Source organism: Bacillus sp. AMCV2, from assembly GCF_056033925.1.
Genome location: NZ_JBVYIB010000002.1, coordinates 1208184 through 1225585 on the forward strand (window position 1 = coordinate 1208184; position 17402 = coordinate 1225585).

General features: G+C 42.0%; 15 protein-coding genes, 1 pseudogene and 1 other annotated feature. Of the genes and pseudogenes, 14 read left to right on the top strand and 2 right to left on the bottom strand.

The window, feature by feature from the left end:
• The first annotated feature begins 12 nt into the window (after positions 1–12).
• The 6 genes and pseudogenes from appD (at position 13) to AC0OMA_RS06380 (ending at position 6619) form a co-directional block, all read left to right on the top strand.
• Positions 13–999, top strand: coding sequence for an oligopeptide ABC transporter ATP-binding protein AppD (appD, locus tag AC0OMA_RS06355; protein ID WP_322840032.1), 987 nt, complete (start codon positions 13–15; stop codon positions 997–999).
• A complete protein-coding gene (gene appF / locus AC0OMA_RS06360) occupies positions 996–1985 on the top strand; it encodes an oligopeptide ABC transporter ATP-binding protein AppF (RefSeq protein ID WP_474221985.1) in 990 nt (329 codons plus the stop codon). The genes appD and appF overlap by 4 nt, the downstream gene beginning before the upstream one ends.
• Before the next feature lie 87 nt (positions 1986–2072).
• A complete protein-coding gene (locus AC0OMA_RS06365; protein WP_187955979.1) occupies positions 2073–3701 on the top strand; it encodes a peptide-binding protein in 1629 nt (542 codons plus the stop codon).
• A gap of 78 nt (positions 3702–3779) precedes the next feature.
• Positions 3780–4731 (top strand): annotated as a pseudogene (locus tag AC0OMA_RS06370) (ABC transporter permease).
• A 15-nt stretch (positions 4732–4746) separates the two neighbouring features.
• On the top strand, positions 4747–5661 hold the full coding sequence (gene opp4C, locus AC0OMA_RS06375; RefSeq protein ID WP_474221986.1) for an oligopeptide ABC transporter permease: 915 nt from the start codon (positions 4747–4749) through the stop codon (positions 5659–5661).
• A gap of 205 nt (positions 5662–5866) precedes the next feature.
• Positions 5867–6619, top strand: a complete 753-nt coding sequence (locus tag AC0OMA_RS06380) for a YjbA family protein (protein WP_003239298.1) — start codon at positions 5867–5869, stop codon at positions 6617–6619.
• 34 nt (positions 6620–6653) lie between these two features.
• Here the strand turns inward: AC0OMA_RS06380 and trpS are convergent, their stop codons facing one another.
• Entirely contained in the window at positions 6654–7646 is a 993-nt protein-coding gene (trpS, locus tag AC0OMA_RS06385; protein WP_015483084.1) for a tryptophan--tRNA ligase, read from the bottom strand.
• Between the two features lie 58 nt (positions 7647–7704).
• Positions 7705–7919, bottom strand: a binding site (T-box leader).
• Positions 7920–8389: 470 nt separating this feature from the next.
• Between trpS and oppA the strand changes: the two genes are divergently transcribed.
• The 8 genes from oppA to spx all read left to right on the top strand — a co-directional run bounded on the left by oppA (position 8390) and on the right by spx (position 16631).
• Complete coding sequence (gene oppA, locus AC0OMA_RS06390; protein WP_015252360.1) at positions 8390–10027, top strand: oligopeptide ABC transporter substrate-binding protein OppA; 1638 nt, start codon at positions 8390–8392, stop codon at positions 10025–10027.
• Positions 10028–10134: 107 nt separating this feature from the next.
• The gene (oppB, locus tag AC0OMA_RS06395) at positions 10135–11070 is read left to right on the top strand and encodes an oligopeptide ABC transporter permease OppB (RefSeq protein ID WP_003245554.1); all 936 of its coding nucleotides are present in this window, start codon (positions 10135–10137) and stop codon (positions 11068–11070) included.
• Positions 11071–11073: 3 nt separating this feature from the next.
• Positions 11074–11991, top strand: coding sequence for an oligopeptide ABC transporter permease OppC (gene oppC / locus AC0OMA_RS06400; protein WP_003232954.1), 918 nt, complete (start codon positions 11074–11076; stop codon positions 11989–11991).
• Between the two features lie 4 nt (positions 11992–11995).
• Entirely contained in the window at positions 11996–13072 is a 1077-nt protein-coding gene (gene oppD / locus AC0OMA_RS06405; protein WP_077670618.1) for an oligopeptide ABC transporter ATP-binding protein OppD, read from the top strand.
• A gap of 1 nt (position 13073) precedes the next feature.
• A complete protein-coding gene (oppF, locus tag AC0OMA_RS06410; protein WP_047182432.1) occupies positions 13074–13991 on the top strand; it encodes an oligopeptide ABC transporter ATP-binding protein OppF in 918 nt (305 codons plus the stop codon).
• A gap of 105 nt (positions 13992–14096) precedes the next feature.
• Positions 14097–15314, top strand: coding sequence for an MFS transporter (locus AC0OMA_RS06415; protein ID WP_474222423.1), 1218 nt, complete (start codon positions 14097–14099; stop codon positions 15312–15314).
• A gap of 162 nt (positions 15315–15476) precedes the next feature.
• Positions 15477–16055 (top strand): GNAT family N-acetyltransferase, encoded by a 579-nt coding sequence (locus AC0OMA_RS06420; RefSeq protein WP_003224597.1) that lies wholly within the window; start codon positions 15477–15479, stop codon positions 16053–16055.
• Between the two features lie 180 nt (positions 16056–16235).
• Positions 16236–16631, top strand: coding sequence for a transcriptional regulator Spx (spx, locus tag AC0OMA_RS06425; RefSeq protein WP_014476435.1), 396 nt, complete (start codon positions 16236–16238; stop codon positions 16629–16631).
• 42 nt (positions 16632–16673) lie between these two features.
• Here the strand turns inward: spx and AC0OMA_RS06430 are convergent, their stop codons facing one another.
• Entirely contained in the window at positions 16674–17330 is a 657-nt protein-coding gene (locus tag AC0OMA_RS06430; RefSeq protein ID WP_024573350.1) for a TerC family protein, read from the bottom strand.
• Positions 17331–17402: the final 72 nt, after the last annotated feature.

The following is a 17402-nucleotide window of genomic DNA, read 5'->3' on the forward strand; positions in this document are numbered from 1 at the left end:
AGGGGAGCTAGCATGAGCACACTTTTAGAAGTGAATAATTTAAAGACTTATTTTTTCAGGAAAAAGGAGCCGATCCCTGCGGTTGACGGAGTCGATTTTCACATCAGCAAAGGCGAAACCGTCGCGCTTGTAGGTGAATCGGGCTCCGGAAAAAGCATTACTTCTTTATCAATTATGGGCCTCGTCCAAAGCTCAGGCGGAAAAATCATGGACGGCTCTATTAAACTCGAAGACAAAGACCTCACCTCATTCACTGAAAACGATTATTGCAAAATCCGCGGTAACGAAGTATCCATGATCTTTCAGGAACCAATGACCTCCCTTAATCCGGTGTTAACAATCGGAGAACAAATTACCGAAGTGCTGATTTACCATAAAAACATGAAGAAAAAAGAAGCCCATCAACGAGCTGTTAAACTCTTGCAGATGGTCGGTTTCTCCCGGGCGGAGCAAATTATGAAGGAGTACCCGCATCGGCTGTCCGGCGGTATGAGACAGAGGGTGATGATTGCCATCGCACTGAGCTGTAATCCTAAACTGCTCATTGCCGATGAACCAACGACAGCGCTGGATGTGACAATACAAGCCCAGGTGCTGGAGCTCATGAAAGATCTCTGTCAGAAGTTCAATACATCGATTCTTCTCATCACACACGACTTAGGTGTCGTGTCTGAGGCTGCCGATAGAGTAATTGTCATGTACTGCGGACAAGTCGTAGAAAACGCTACCGTTGATGACTTATTTTTAGAACCGCTTCATCCGTATACAGAAGGCCTGCTTACGTCAATTCCTGTTATAGATGGAGAGATTGATAAATTAAATGCGATTAAAGGCAGTGTGCCTACACCGGATAATCTGCCGCCGGGGTGCCGTTTTGCCCCAAGGTGCCCGAAAGCTATGGATAAGTGCTGGACAAATCAGCCTTCGCTTTTGACACACAAAAGCGGAAGAACGGTGAGATGCTTTTTATATGAGGAAGAGGGTGCCGAACAATCATGACAGCAGCTAATCAAGAAACAATCTTAGAGCTTCGTGACGTAAAAAAATACTTTCCGATCCGGTCAGGCCTTTTTCAAAGAAAAGTCGGTGATGTAAAAGCGGTGGATGGTGTTTCATTTTCGTTAAAAAAAGGAGAAACACTCGGAATCGTTGGAGAGTCGGGCTGCGGAAAATCGACTGCCGGCAGAACGATGATCAGACTGTACAAACCGACAGAGGGTCAAATTCTTTTTAAAGGGCAGGATATTTCCAATCTGTCAGAGGAGAAGCTGCGGAAGAGTGTCCGCAAAAATATTCAAATGGTTTTCCAAGATCCATTTGCTTCGTTAAACCCGAGAAAGACCCTGCGTTCCATCATAAAGGAGCCGTTTAATACGCACAACATGTATACCATGCGTGAACGAAACGAAAAAGTTGAAGAGCTGCTTGCAAGAGTAGGGCTTCACCCGTCGTTTGCCGGCCGTTATCCCCATGAGTTTTCAGGCGGCCAGCGTCAGCGGATCGGCATTGCCAGAGCACTCACTTTGAATCCAGAGCTGATCATTGCAGATGAGCCGGTTTCCGCACTTGATGTATCCATTCAGGCCCAAGTGATTAACTTGATGGAGGAATTACAGGAAGAATTTAATCTTACGTATCTATTTATCTCTCATGATCTGAGTGTCGTCCGCCATATCAGCGACAGAGTCGGAGTAATGTATCTTGGCAAAATGATGGAACTGACCGGCAAGCATGAGCTTTATGACAACCCGCTTCACCCATATACCCAAGCGCTTTTATCCTCCGTTCCGGTTACAAGAAAAAGAGGATCTGTCAAACGTGAACGCATTGTCCTGAAGGGAGAACTGCCAAGTCCGGCCAACCCGCCAAAAGGCTGCGTATTCCACACAAGATGTCCTGTTGCAAAACCGATATGCAAGGAACAAATACCAGAATTTAAAGTAGCTGCTCCCAGCCACTTTGTGGCTTGTCACCTTTATAGCTAATGTTGCCCGCACAGCTTTGAGAGGGGGTATGCACACTACATAAACAACAGCTGAGAAGAACGAACATTTCAAGAGGGGGAATATCTAATGAAAAGACGGAAAACCGCACTGATGATGCTAAGTGTATTGATGGTTCTGGCCATTTTTTTATCAGCCTGCTCGGGATCAAAATCAAGCAACAGCAGCGAGAAAAAATCAGCAGGCAAACCGCAACAAGGCGGGGATTTGGTTGTTGGTTCAACTGGGGAGCCAACGTTGTTTAATCCACTCTATTCTACAGACGTTTCCAGTTCAGATATTGAAGGGATGATCTATAGTACATTATTAGAAACGGATGAAAAACTAAATGTGAAACCTGCTTTAGCTGAGAAAGTAACGGAATCCAAAGATGGCCTGACTTATGATGTCAAAATTAGAAAAGGTGTAAAATTCCATGATGGAAAAGAACTTACAGCCGATGACGTTGTTTTCACTTATAGCATCCCTTTAAACAAGGACTATAATGGTGAACGGGGTTCTGGTTTTGAATCACTAAAATCTGTTACAAAAAAAGGTGATTATGAAGTTGAATTTAAATTAAAGAAAAAGGATGCGTATTTTTACAATGTTGTTTTAGACAGTTACGGTATTCTGCCTAAACACATTTTAGGGAAAGTGCCAGTTGCAGATTTAGGAGAAAATGAATTTAACAGGAAGAATCCAATTGGTTCGGGTCCATTCAAGTTTGTTGAATGGAAGAAGGGCGATTATGTAAAACTTGAAGCAAATGATGACTATTATGGCGGAAGACCGTATTTAGATACAGTGACAGTTAAGACGATTCCTGATTCTAATGCAGCTGTTGCTCAATTAAAAGCTGGAGATATTGACTTCTTTGTTGTACCAGGCACAGACTTTGAGACAGTTAAAACATTTGATAATGTGCAAGTTAAATCAGATCTTGGTTTGAACTACAGCTATATTGGATGGAATGAAAAAAACGAATTATTTAAAGACAAAAAAGTCCGCCAAGCTCTTACGTATGCACTTGATCGAAAAGCAATGGTAGATCAGGTGTTAAACGGTGATGGTAAAGTTGCAAATGTTCCTGAAAGTCCGCTTTCTTGGAACTATCCAAAAGGTGATGTACCTACATTTGATTACAATCCTAAAAAGGCTAAAAAGCTCTTGGAAGAAGCAGGATGGAAAGATACAGATGGAGACGGTTACCTTGATAAGGACGGAAAGAAATTTTCATTTACCATTAAAACTAACCAGGGTAATAAGATTCGGGAGGATTTAGCAGTTGTTGTTCAGCAGCAACTTAAAGAAGTAGGAATTGAAGCAAAACCGCAAATTGTAGAATTTAGTGCTCTTATTGAACAAACAAGCGCACCGAATTGGGATTATGATGCACTACTGCTCGGTTGGAGCTTGGCTACATTCCCAGATCAATTTTCGATTTTCCACTCCAGTCAATCTAAGAACGGATTAAACAACATATGGTATAAGAATCCTAAAGTCGATAAACTTTTAGAAGAAGCTAAGTCTATTACAGATAGAAAAGAATATCAGAAAAAATATGAAGAAATCTATAAATTGATTGCTGAGGATCAGCCTTATTCATTCCTGTTTTATTACAATTATCATAGGGCAATCCCGACAAACATGAATGGATATGTATTCCATCCGAAAAATGACTTATATCATATTGAAAAATGGTGGCTTGAACAATAATAATTAAATCCCTAGAGAGGGGAGGATCAAGCAAGCATCCTTTCCTCTTTATCCTATTTTAGAAAAGGGGACAAGAATATGGTTACATATATTGTTCGTCGAACATTAATGTCTCTGCCAATTCTTTTGGGCATTACAATTTTATCATTTGCGATAATGAAAGCGGCGCCAGGTGACCCGATGTCACTTATGATGGATCCGACAATCAGCCAAGCTGACAGAGCGAAATTTATTGAAAAGTACGGGCTCAATGATCCAGAACCTGTTCAATACTTAAAATGGCTAGGAAATATGCTCCAAGGCGACTTTGGGACATCTATTGTAAAAAAAGGGGACACCAGTTTCCGATCTAATCCTTTCACGTTTACCGAATACTCTGGTGCTTATGGTTTTTTCAACTCTTGTTGCTCTTCTGATTTCAATTCCCTTCGGTGTTCTTTCTGCAAAACGCCCTTATTCTAAGCTTGACTATGGTATAACTGTCACGTCATTTTTAGGGCTGGCAATACCAAATTTCTGGTTCGGATTAATTCTTATAATGGTTCTTTCCGTAAATCTCGGCTGGTTTCCTACGGGGGGTGTCAGCACTTTAAACGCTGACTTTAGCATTATTGACAGGCTCCATCATTTAATTTTACCTGCGTTTGTTTTAGCAACTGCTGATATGGCAGGTATTACTCGTTATACTCGATCTAGTATGCTCGATGTATTAAAACAGGATTATATTAGAACAGCTCGTGCAAAAGGTTTTAAGGAAAATAAAGTTATTTTCAAACATGGATTGAGAAATGGCCTTCTGCCTGTTATTACAATTTTCGGATTGATGATCCCTTCATTTATTGGCGGTGCTGTAGTAGTTGAACAGATTTTTACTTGGCCGGGATTAGGGAAGTTATTTATTGATTCGGCATTCTCTCGAGATTATCCGGTTATTATGGCCATGACTGTAATTTCTGCTGTTTTGGTTGTACTGGGGAACTTGATTGCAGATATTTTGTATGCATTAGTTGATCCGAGAATTGAATATTAAAAGGGGGAGACACATATGGCACATCCAAACACTGCGGCTTCCTCTAATGAGGTAAAGCTAAAAGAAAATATTAGAAAAAAACCAGAAACAATGACTAGGATCTTTTTTGAGAAATTTTTCAAAAATAAGCTTGCTGTTGTTGGGGGTATCATATTAACAGTTATTATTTTAATGGCAGTCTTTGCCCCTTTTATTGCGCCTTACTCACCTGAGAGTCAATCACTTTTAAACAAACTGAAGCCGCCAAGCCCTAAAAATCTAATGGGAACGGATAAATTTGGGCGAGATATATTTACAAGGGTGTTATATGGAGCTCGTGTGTCTTTATTAGTCGGTTTTGCTTCAGTAATTGGTGCGATTACTATAGGTACGGTTGTTGGAGCTGTAGCAGGGTACTTTAAAGGAATAGTAGATGCTGTATTAATGAGGGCTGTCGACGTAGTCTTATCTATTCCTGATATTTTTCTGCTTATTACCTTGGTTACAATTTTTCAACCCGGAATGGATAAGTTAATTTTGATTTTTTCTTTGACGGGTTGGACTACAACAGCGAGACTAGTCAGAGGTGAGTTTTTATCTCTAAGGTCAAGGGAATTTGTATTGGCTGCTAAAACAATAGGCACAAAAAATCACAAAATTATTTTTTCGCATATATTACCGAATTGTATTGGACCAATTATTGTCTCCGCTACTCTAAAAGTAGGCAGTGTCATTCTAGCTGAATCAACGCTAAGCTATTTGGGTTTCGGTATCCAGCCGCCAATCGCTAGCTGGGGAAACATGCTTCAGGATGCTCAAAACTTTACATTAATGATTCAAGCATGGTGGTACCCGTTATTTCCCGGGCTATTTATTTTAATGACCGTTTTATGCTTCAACTTTGTCGGTGATGGCCTGCGGGATGCGCTTGACCCGAAAAATATTAAATAAAAATGAATATCATATCTGTTATAAAATATCACCAAATCAGAAAAAAAGCAGGTCTCCTTTTGTCAGAAAATATACAAAGAGATCTGCTTTTTGTGATTCTTACATAAAACTAGTGATTCCAGATTTCCTCAATCTCTTTGGAATAATTTCTCTATCCCTTGCCTATACTGTGGACAACAGTTTTTATAAAAGTGAGGGGTTAGAGATGTTATTTCTTCATGATGTGTGGGTCAATTGGTTTGAAGGGGAAGAAAATGGCTACAATGTATGCCACTTTCACGAATGGCGCAAGGAAGATACGGTTGAGCTTTTGGATCAGGTGCCGCTGCTAAGGGTGCCGTCAGTACTGTTTCATTACATAGAAAACGATTTGTCAGAGCTTCCGAAAGGTTTGCTTGAAGACGTACATCAGAAATCGTACATTCGGAAAAATCATGAGCGGACAAAGCTTGAGTATTGTTTTGTCGTAACAGACGGAATCGGCATTTTAGCTGTCGACACGATCGGCTACACGATCCCTGTCAGAAAAAGCCGTCTGATCCCAAGACAGGAGCAGCTCGTTTATGAAATGGTGAAAGATGTAGAGCCTGAAACATATGAATTTGAGCCAAAGAAGCTGGAATCCTCCAAGGAATATCACATCTTATCATTAGCACCAGAACATGTCAGAGGACTGACTAGAAAAGAACGGCAAATCAAGCAGCTGATGTTTATGGCGCTTGACCAATTAAAAGGGCTGAAAAACCGGGCTGAAATCGGCTACTGGTACACAGAGTGGAATCCGCATATGTATGAACAAATCAAAAGGATGAGCTTTGAAGAGATTTGGGACATGCTGTATAACGAAACAATTGAAGGCTGGTCGGACAAGCACCTAGCTTTTTGCGAAAACCTAATAAAAGGTCAGCCTTTTTTCGAAAAGCTTTGGGAAATGGAAAACGAATCAAAGGTAAACTGAAAAAAACCGCTCTTTGCAAAGAGCGGTTTTTTGATTAGCGTCTTTTTCTTCCAAGACCCATGGCATTCTCCATTTTTTTCAGCATTTTGTTTGCTGTCCGGTTCGCTCGTTCCGCGCCTTCATCAAGAATCCGGTCTAATTCTTCAGATTCTATCAGCTCATAATAGCGGTCCTGGATCGGTTTTAATGCGTTCACCACGACTTCTGCCAAATCACCTTTAAACTCGCCGTAGCCTTTTCCTTCGTACTTTGCTTCAAGCTCTTCAATTGTCGTATTGCCGAGGATTGAATAAATCGTAAGAAGGTTGGAAACGCCCGGTTTGTTTTCTTTATCAAATTTCACAATGCCTTCAGAATCTGTCACAGCGCTTTTGATTTTCTTTTCAAGAAGCTTCGGTTCATCCAGCAGGGTAATATAAGCTTTCTGATTCGGATCAGATTTGCTCATTTTCTTCAGCGGATCATTCAGAGACATGATACGTGCACCGACTTTTGGAATTTTCACTTCCGGAATCGTAAAGATGTCGTTGTATTTTTTGTTGAATCGTTCTGCAAGATTCCGCGTCAGCTCAAGGTGCTGCTTTTGATCCTCGCCGACAGGTACAAGATCCGTTCCGTACAGCAGAATATCAGCGGCCATCAGCGGCGGATATGTTAACAGGCCGGAGACGACAGCTTCATTGCCTTTGGATTTGTCCTTAAATTGAGTCATCCGCTCAAGCTCGCCGATATATGCGACACACTGCATCATCCATCCGGCCTGCGCATGCGCGGGGACCTCTGATTGAATAAACAATGTTGCTTTTTCTGGATCAAGTCCGACAGCTAAGTAAAGCGCTGCGAGATTGCGGATATTCTTTCTAAGCTCAAGCCGGTCTTGAGGAACAGTTATCGCATGCTGGTCCACGATGCAAAAATAGCTGTTATAATCATGCTGCAGTTCGACAAACTGCTTCATTGCACCGATATAGTTGCCGAGCGTCACTGAGCCGCTTGGCTGAATGCCTGAAAAAATCGTTTGTTTCATGAAAACATCAACCTCATTTCTTAAAACATAATAAAAAAGGCTCATTCATCCCCTGTAAAAAAGGGACGAATGAACCGTGGTACCACCCTGATTATTCCATTAAAATGGAATCACTCTGACGTTTGTAACGGAGACTGCTCCGGCTGAGCCTACTTTTTTCCAGTTCGGTCAGCTGCTCCAAAGTCCATTCCACATTGCCCGTTATCTGCTCCCAGCACCGCAGACTCTCTTCAAACAGGTGAAATGTGTACTACTCTTTTTCATAGCAAGCTTTTCTTTTGATTGCTTCATTATAAATCAATTATAACCAATTGTCATCATGAAAAAACATTCTTTTTTCCAGTAAAATTGTAATAATATAAATAACACGCGTGTTGTAAAATCCTTAAATGATAACTGCTATCAGCGTAAAAACAGGCAGATATTATATGTAAAAAGCAATATGGGCAGAAAACACATGAAAAAGTTTTTAATCAATTTATGCTTTAAATGGTAGAAGGATATTATGTTCATGGAAGAAAAACTAACGAAGTTTAAATATTTTAAATTGATAAAATAATATTGCAATAAATTATTTGTTTCATTATAATGAACTTGTTCACTCTATTGTTACAGCTTTTTTACAAAAATAATCAGAAAAGACGGAACAGAATAAAAGTTATGGAAACTCAGGTTCATTTGTCTGATATTTCTGAGGATTTAGCCGTAAGGAGCTGAAAATTATTATTAGGGGGTTTGCGAATATGAAAAAACGTTGGTCGATTGTCACGTTGATGCTCATTTTCACTCTCGTGCTGAGCGCGTGCGGCTTTGGCGGCAGCGGATCAAACGGTGAAGGGAAAAAGGACAGTAAAGGAAAGACGACACTTAACATTAATATTAAAACTGAGCCGTTCTCCTTACATCCGGGATTGGCAAATGATTCAGTATCAGGCGGTGTCATCCGTCAGACTTTTGAAGGATTGACACGTATCAATGCAGATGGTGAGCCTGAAGAAGGCATGGCTTCTAAAATTGAAACGAGCAAGGACGGAAAGACATATACATTTACCATTCGTGATGGTGTGAAATGGTCTAATGGAGACCCTGTAACAGCACAAGATTTTGAATATGCTTGGAAATGGGCGCTTGATCCTAATAACGAATCACAATACGCTTACCAGCTCTACTACATAAAAGGTGCTGAAGCGGCGAATACCGGCAAAGGCAGCCTAGATGATGTGGCAGTAAAAGCTGTGAATGACAAAACGCTGAAGGTTGAATTAAATAACCCGACTCCATATTTCACTGAATTAACTGCGTTCTATACGTATATGCCGATCAATAAGAAAATTGCAGAGAAAAATAAAAAGTGGAATACAAATGCCGGAGATGATTATGTATCAAACGGGCCGTTCAAAATGACGGCATGGAAACACAGCGGTTCTATTACTCTCGAAAAAAATGACCAGTATTGGGATAAAGACAAAGTCAAACTGAAGAAAATCGATATGGTTATGATCAACAATAACAATACGGAACTGAAAAAATTCCAAGCTGGCGAACTTGATTGGGCCGGTATGCCGCTCGGACAGCTTCCAACAGAATCCCTGCCGACCCTGAAAAAAGACGGTTCTTTACATGTTGAGCCGATTGCAGGTGTGTATTGGTACAAATTCAACACTGAAGCTAAGCCATTAGACAACGTAAATATCCGTAAAGCTTTAACATATTCGCTTGACCGTCAGTCGATTGTTAAAAACGTTACGCAAGGAGAGCAAATCCCGGCAATGGCTGCAGTGCCGCCTACAATGAAGGGATTTGAGGATAACAAAGAAGGCTACTTCAAAGACAATGATGTCAAAACAGCAAAAGAATACCTTGATAAAGGCCTAAAAGAAATGGGCTTAAGCAAGGCATCTGATTTGCCAAAAATCAAATTGTCTTACAACACTGATGACGCACACGCGAAAATCGCTCAAGCAGTACAAGAAATGTGGAAGAAAAATTTAGGCGTTGATGTTGAGCTTGATAACTCAGAGTGGAATGTCTATATTGATAAGCTCCACAGCCAAGATTATCAAATCGGCCGTATGGGCTGGCTCGGCGACTTCAATGATCCTATCAACTTCCTTGAATTGTTCCGTGACAAAAACGGAGGAAATAACGATACAGGCTGGGAAAATCCAGAATTCAAAAAGCTTCTGAATCAGTCACAAACTGAAACAGATAAAACAAAACGTGCAGAGCTGCTGAAAAAAGCAGAAGGTATTTTCATTGATGAAATGCCGGTTGCCCCAATCTATTTCTATACTGATACTTGGGTACAGGATGAAAACCTAAAAGGTGTTATCATGCCAGGTACTGGTGAGGTTTATTTCAGAAACGCATATTTTAAATAAGGCTACGTCTGAAAATAAAAGACCTCAAGGTATATGGGGAGAAAAGCCCCATATACCTTTCTTACTGATGGAGTATAAAAATGTAAAAACCATGGAGGTGTTCCCCCTTGCTAAAATATATCGGAAGACGCTTAGTCTATATGATTATCACACTATTTGTGATTGTAACTGTGACATTCTTCTTAATGCAAGCAGCACCGGGCGGGCCATTTTCAGGTGAGAAAAAGCTTCCGCCTGAAATTGAAGCAAATTTAAATGCGCATTATGGCTTGGACAAGCCGTTGTTTGTACAATATGTAAGTTATTTGAAATCAGTTGCAATGTGGGATTTCGGACCGTCATTTAAATATAAAGGTCAGAGTGTTAACGACCTGATCAGTTCAGGTTTCCCCGTTTCATTTACTCTTGGAGCAGAAGCTATTCTCCTCGCTTTAGCGTTAGGTGTATTGTTTGGGGTCATTGCAGCCCTTTACCATAATAAGTGGCAGGATTATACCGTCGCGATTTTAACGATATTTGGTATTTCGGTTCCGAGCTTTATCATGGCGGCTGTTCTGCAATATGTGTTCTCCATGAAGCTTGGGCTGTTTCCGGTCGCGGGGTGGGATTCCTGGGCATACACCTTTTTGCCTTCAATCGCACTTGCTTCCATGCCGATGGCGTTTATTGCCAGACTTTCCCGTTCAAGCATGATCGAAGTGTTAAACAGTGATTATATCCGCACAGCGAAAGCGAAAGGGCTTTCCCGCCCAGCGGTTACAGTGCGGCACGCCATTCGAAACGCGCTTTTGCCGGTTGTTACATATATGGGCCCGATGGCCGCACAGGTCTTAACGGGGAGCTTCATTATTGAAACCATTTTTGGGATCCCGGGGCTTGGTGCACACTTCGTCAACAGTATTACAAACCGTGATTATACGGTCATTATGGGTGTAACGGTGTTCTTCAGTGTCATCTTGCTATTGTGTGTATTAATCGTAGATGTGTTATACGGCATTATTGATCCAAGAATCAAGCTTTCCAAAGCAAAGAAAGGAGCCTAGGCCATGCAGAACATTCCAAAAAACATGTTTGAACCAGCCGCAGCGAATGCCGGCGATGCAGAAAAAATAAGTAAAAAGAGCCTTTCCCTCTGGAAAGATGCGATGCTTCGCTTCCGCAGCAATAAGCTTGCAATGGTCGGGCTTATCATTATCGTACTTATTATCCTTATGGCAATTTTTGCGCCGATGTTCTCAAGGTATGATTATTCAACTACTAATCTCTTAAATGCGGATAAGCCGCCTTCAAAAGATCACTGGTTCGGAACAGATGATCTTGGACGGGACATTTTCGTCCGTACATGGGTAGGGGCGCGAATCTCAATCTTTATTGGTGTTGCAGCTGCTGTTCTTGATTTGCTGATCGGCGTCATTTGGGGGAGCATTTCAGGCTTCCGCGGAGGCAGAACGGATGAAATCATGATGCGTATCGCTGATATCCTTTGGGCAGTTCCTTCATTATTAATGGTTATCTTACTGATGGTTGTTCTTCCGAAAGGTCTATTTACGATTATTATTGCCATGACGATTACAGGCTGGATTAATATGGCCAGAATCGTGCGCGGACAAGTGCTGCAGCTGAAGAATCAGGAGTATGTGCTTGCTTCACAGACACTGGGTGCAAAAACATCCCGTCTTCTGTTTAAACATATCGTGCCAAACGCAATGGGTTCTATTTTGGTCACGATGACACTGACAGTTCCTACTGCGATTTTCACAGAAGCCTTTTTAAGCTATTTGGGACTTGGTGTTCCAGCTCCGCTGGCAAGCTGGGGAACGATGGCTTCTGACGGATTGCCTGCATTGACCTATTATCCGTGGCGTTTATTCTTCCCTGCCGGATTTATCTGCATTACAATGTTTGGTTTTAACGTTGTCGGCGACGGATTAAGAGACGCATTGGATCCTAAGTTACGTAAATAAGGGAGTGATACGGGTGACACGCCTATTAGAAGTAAAAGATTTAGCAATTTCATTTAAAACATATGGCGGAGAGGTCCAGGCAATCCGCGGAGTGAATTTCCATCTGGATAAAGGAGAGACGCTGGCCATTGTTGGAGAATCAGGTTCCGGAAAAAGTGTAACCTCTCAAGCGATTATGAAGCTGATTCCAATGCCTCCGGGTTATTTCAAACGCGGTGAGATCCTGTTTGAAGGAAAGGATCTGGTGCCGCTGTCCGAAAAAGAAATGCAAAATGTCCGGGGAAAAGAGATCGGCATGATATTCCAAGATCCGATGACCTCTTTAAATCCAACGATGAAGGTCGGTAAACAAATTACGGAAGTGCTTTTTAAACACGAGAAGATCTCGAAGGAAGCGGCTAAAAAACGCGCGGTTGAACTGCTGGAATTAGTCGGTATCCCAATGCCGGAAAAGCGGGTGAACCAATTTCCGCATGAATTTTCAGGCGGGATGAGACAGCGGGTTGTCATTGCCATGGCGCTTGCAGCGAATCCGAAGCTTCTGATCGCCGATGAGCCGACAACTGCTCTTGATGTAACGATTCAAGCGCAAATTTTGGAATTAATGAAGGATTTGCAAAAGAAAATTGACACGTCCATCATCTTTATCACACACGATCTTGGTGTTGTGGCTAATGTTGCTGACCGGGTCGCTGTCATGTACGCGGGACAGATTGTAGAAACCGGTACGGTAGACGAAATCTTCTATGATCCGAGACATCCATACACTTGGGGGCTTCTTGCATCCATGCCGACACTGGAAAGTTCAGGTGAGGAAGAGCTGACTGCAATTCCGGGCACGCCGCCTGATTTGACAAACCCGCCAAAAGGAGATGCTTTTGCCCTGCGGAGCTCTTATGCGATGAAAATCGATTTTGAACAGGAGCCGCCAATGTTTAAGGTATCCGATACTCATTATGTAAAATCGTGGCTGCTTCATCCTGACGCGCCAAAGGTAGAGCCGCCTGAAGCGGTAAAAGCGAAAATGCGTAAACTGGCAAATACGTATGAAAAACCTGTCTTAGTGAGAGAAGGTGAATGAATTGACTGAAAAATTATTAGAAATCAAACATTTAAAACAGCACTTTGTCACGCCGAGGGGCACGGTTAAGGCTGTAGATGATTTATCATTTGATATCTATAAAGGTGAAACATTAGGGCTGGTTGGTGAATCTGGCTGCGGTAAATCGACAACAGGCCGAAGCATTATCCGGCTGTACGAAGCAACCGATGGTGAGGTGCTGTTTAACGGTGAAAATGTGCACGGGAGAAAATCGCGGAAAAAGCTGCTGGAATTCAACCGCAAAATGCAGATGATTTTCCAAGACCCATATGCATCCCTGAATCCGAGAATGACAGTTGCTGATATTATTGCTGAAGGCCTTGATATTCATAAGCTGGCGAAAACAAAAAAAGAGCGGATGCAGAGGGTTCATGAACTATTGGAAACAGTTGGTTTAAACAAGGAACACGCGAACCGCTATCCGCATGAATTTTCCGGCGGCCAGCGCCAAAGAATCGGGATTGCCAGAGCTCTTGCTGTTGATCCGGAATTCATTATCGCGGATGAGCCGATTTCCGCTTTGGATGTATCCATTCAAGCGCAGGTCGTGAATTTAATGAAAGAACTGCAAAAAGAAAAAGGGCTCACATACCTGTTTATTGCCCACGATTTATCGATGGTCAAATACATCAGTGACCGCATTGGAGTCATGTATTTCGGGAAACTGGTTGAGCTTGCGCCGGCAGATGAGCTTTATGAAAATCCGCTTCACCCGTATACAAAATCATTGCTTTCTGCGATTCCGCTTCCAGATCCGGACTATGAGAGAAATCGCGTCCGCCAGAAATATGATCCGTCCGTCCATCAATTAAAAGATGGGGAAACGATGGAATTCCGTGAAGTCAAACCGGGACATTTTGTGATGTGCACGGAAACCGAATTTAAAGCTTTTTCATGATTCATCAATCCTTCAAGAGAATCTCTTGAAGGATTTTTTTGCGTCTTCATAGAAAGTGAGAATGATAACATTTACAATTAGAGGAAAAAGCGGAGGCGAAATACGATTCAATTTCTGCATAACAAAAATGTTTTTGCGCTATTGCTGTCTCAATCTTTTCAATCTTTAGCAGGAGTCCTCGTCACAATCGTTTTAATGGTCCGGGTCTATCAAATGACTGACTCCGTTTTTTTGGCGGGTCTTATTTTATCGTTCATGTCGTTTGCGAGTATAGCAGCAAGCTTTTGCGTCTCTCCGGTGCTTCGCATTCTCGGTTTTAAAAAGGTGCTTGTGGGGGCGAATCTGCTGAGAGCGGTCTTTACAATACTGATTGCATACAGCGTCACTCATCACGGACAGGCATTCTTTTGGATTACGCTGCTGTTTGTGTTTTGTTTTTCCTTCGCGGGCGCTTTTTTTCAGCCAGCAAGATTTGCGCTGCTGCCGATTATTGTTTCAAAGAAGCAATATGTAAAAGCGAATGGTGTGATCTCCCTCTCGAATCAATTGTTCTTAACAGCAGGCTGGGGCCTTGGAGGCCTTCTGACGTACGCCGTCCCTTTTGAACTCGTTGTCGACACTGCCATTTGCCTGTTTGTTCTATCGGGTGCTTCCATCAGTGTGCTGCATGTAAATGAAGAAGAGTCTGTAGGAACTGCTGAAACAGCATCTGCCAGAAGTATATGGAAGGATTTAATGATCATCCCTATTGTAAGAGACATTACTATAATGGACATGATAGAAGCTTTGGCGGGTTCCGTATGGTCATCTGCTATTCTCCTCGCATTTACTGCGGCTGTTTTGCATGAAACAGAGGTGTGGTGGGGGATGTTTAACGCTTCCTATTTTATAGGCGCAATTGTCGGCAGTGTGATTGCCATTCGTTTTTCTTCTTTTTTTGAGCGGAATATGGGCTATGCCATTATGTTCAGCTCGCTTGTAATGTCGGCGCTGACCCTTTTGTTTTCATTTTCTCCAGTCCCATTTTTATGCGCTCTGGCTTGTGCTGCAATGGGGCCTTTTTATCAGGTGCGTGATATTTGCCAGGAAACCATGCTGCAGGAGGTTATTCCCGAGCAGAAACGAATCGGAATCATGGCTGCAAAAAATGCAATTTTGACTCCTTGGTCAGGCGTCACCTACTCCATTATAGGGCTAGTGGCTGATGCTGCTGGTGCGAAAATAGCTTTTATCGCGGCTGCTGCATTATATATCATGACATTTCTGATTGCACTGGCGCAGCCCCGCCTGATTCATTACAGGCGGGAAAATCGAGTTCAATGAGAAACACTTCAAAATGAACGGAGCAGCTGGCTCCGTTTTGCTGAAAAAAAATGAAACCATGGCGGAAGTTCGCACGTCTTTATAGATGTAAGGCTGTTTAAACAAGAAGAAATGGGGTATATCTAAAAGTATGAAGACAACGAACTCATAAGGAGCAAATCAATGAACTGGTATGAAAAGCTTAGCGAGTACTTTCCAATTGAAGAAATGAAATCAAAAGCGCATATGGAAGCTCTTCTGAAAGAGCGAAGCGATATTTATCATAAAGATGAAGGCAAACATCATATTTTAATGTTTGCGGAATTCGATTCTTTTATCTTCGTTGATTATCTGTATGTGTCTAAGGATGCAAGAGGGCAGGGGCTTGGCGGCAAATTGATCGCGAAGCTGAAAAAGAAAAATAAGCCCATATTGCTCGAGGTGGAACCTGTGGATGAAGATGATACTGATACAGAAAAACGCCTGAGGTTTTATCAAAGAGAGCATTTCAAGCATGCTCAGTCAATTGGGTACCGGCGCCGGTCATTGGCTACGAATGAAGTAAACAAGATGGAGATTCTGTACTGGTCACCAAAAACAGAATCAGAAGAAGAAATTCTTGAAGCCATGAAACAGACATATGAAAACATTCATACTTATAAAGACGAGAAATGGTACGGGGAATCGTACGAAAAAACGGATGAAGTCCTGAAACTCATTGATGAAGAAAAACAAAAAAATATTTTCGATCAGTTAAGCTAATTGAGAATTAGAACATATCATGAACATTAAAAATTTGCTGGATTGACACATTTTTTTCTTAGGATACTGTTCACACTTACTTTTTTATAGTATAATACCTGTAAAGATTCCTTTTTTAGAGTAATTTCAATTTAAGAATAAAATAGATGTTCATCCTACTAATTAGAGGAGTGAAGATGAATGGTTACACTATACACATCACCAAGCTGTACTTCATGCAGAAAGGCGAGAGCGTGGCTCGAGGAGCACGATATTCCATTTGTAGAAAGAAACATTTTCTCTGAACCTTTATCAATTGATGAAATAAAACAAATTCTTCGAATGACTGAGGATGGAACAGATGAAATCATCTCAACCCGTTCAAAAGTATTCCAAAAACTGAATGTGAACGTTGAATCTATGCCGCTGCAAGATTTGTACCGCTTGATCAACGAGCATCCAGGGTTGCTTCGCCGTCCGATCATCATTGACGAAAAACGTTTGCAGGTCGGATATAACGAAGACGAAATCAGACGTTTCCTGCCAAGAAAAGTTCGCTCTTTCCAATTAAGAGAAGCACAGCGTTTGGCAAACTAATAGATCGTATCATCAAAAGAAGGCTGAGTGATCAGCCTTCTTTTATTTCTCAACCTGCTGGTAATAAATGCTCGCAAGGATGACAAACGCAACTGTCAAAATGGGGAGGAGCGTTTCAACTGTGCCGTGCTGCGCCATAAAAAGAGACAGCTTTTTGTCTCTGACAATCATTTCTCCGCCAGTATAAGCAAGCAGCCCGCTTCCCGCGTAAATCAGAAGCGGTATTTTCTCTAGTGCAATATGGATGAGTTTGCTGCCCCAAATAATAACCGGAACCGATACACACAAACCTATAACAACGAGAGAAAACTCACCGTGTGATGCTCCCGCAACTGCGATGACGTTGTCCAGGGACATAAAGAGATCTGCAAGCACAATCGTTCGTATTGCTCTCCACAGGGAGGTGCTGCTTTTAATGTGCTGCGTGTCTTTTTTTTCAATCAGCAGCTGATATCCTAAATACAGCAGGAAAATTCCGCCGGCGCACTGCAAGAACGGAATGTTCAAAAGATATACAGCTGCACTTGTTAATCCGATTCTCATGGCAACGGCAATAAATGTTCCGAGAATAATGGCCTGCTGTCTTTGCTTGTCCGGCAAATGTCTGCTGGCCATGGCAATGACAACCGCATTATCTCCGCCGAGGATCAGGTCAATCCCAACAATGACAAGCAGAGAAATCAGATAGTCATGCTCCATGAAGCGGCACCTCGCTTTCAGTCCTTCGCTTGTACTACTACTATATGAGACAGGTCATATTTTATGATATCA

Bases quoted from the DNA above. Each gene is read 5' to 3' on its own strand.
- appD (WP_322840032.1), top strand. From the start codon at position 13: ATGAGCACACTTTTAGAAGTGAATAATTTAAAGACTTATTTTTTCAGG.
- appF (WP_474221985.1), top strand. From the start codon at position 996: ATGACAGCAGCTAATCAAGAAACAATCTTAGAGCTTCGTGACGTAAAA.
- AC0OMA_RS06365 (WP_187955979.1), top strand. From the start codon at position 2,073: ATGAAAAGACGGAAAACCGCACTGATGATGCTAAGTGTATTGATGGTT.
- opp4C (WP_474221986.1), top strand. From the start codon at position 4,747: ATGGCACATCCAAACACTGCGGCTTCCTCTAATGAGGTAAAGCTAAAA.
- AC0OMA_RS06380 (WP_003239298.1), top strand. From the start codon at position 5,867: ATGTTATTTCTTCATGATGTGTGGGTCAATTGGTTTGAAGGGGAAGAA.
- trpS (WP_015483084.1), bottom strand. From the start codon at position 7,646: ATGAAACAAACGATTTTTTCAGGCATTCAGCCAAGCGGCTCAGTGACG.
- oppA (WP_015252360.1), top strand. From the start codon at position 8,390: ATGAAAAAACGTTGGTCGATTGTCACGTTGATGCTCATTTTCACTCTC.
- oppC (WP_003232954.1), top strand. From the start codon at position 11,074: ATGCAGAACATTCCAAAAAACATGTTTGAACCAGCCGCAGCGAATGCC.
- AC0OMA_RS06420 (WP_003224597.1), top strand. From the start codon at position 15,477: ATGAACTGGTATGAAAAGCTTAGCGAGTACTTTCCAATTGAAGAAATG.
- spx (WP_014476435.1), top strand. From the start codon at position 16,236: ATGGTTACACTATACACATCACCAAGCTGTACTTCATGCAGAAAGGCG.
- AC0OMA_RS06430 (WP_024573350.1), bottom strand. From the start codon at position 17,330: ATGGAGCATGACTATCTGATTTCTCTGCTTGTCATTGTTGGGATTGAC.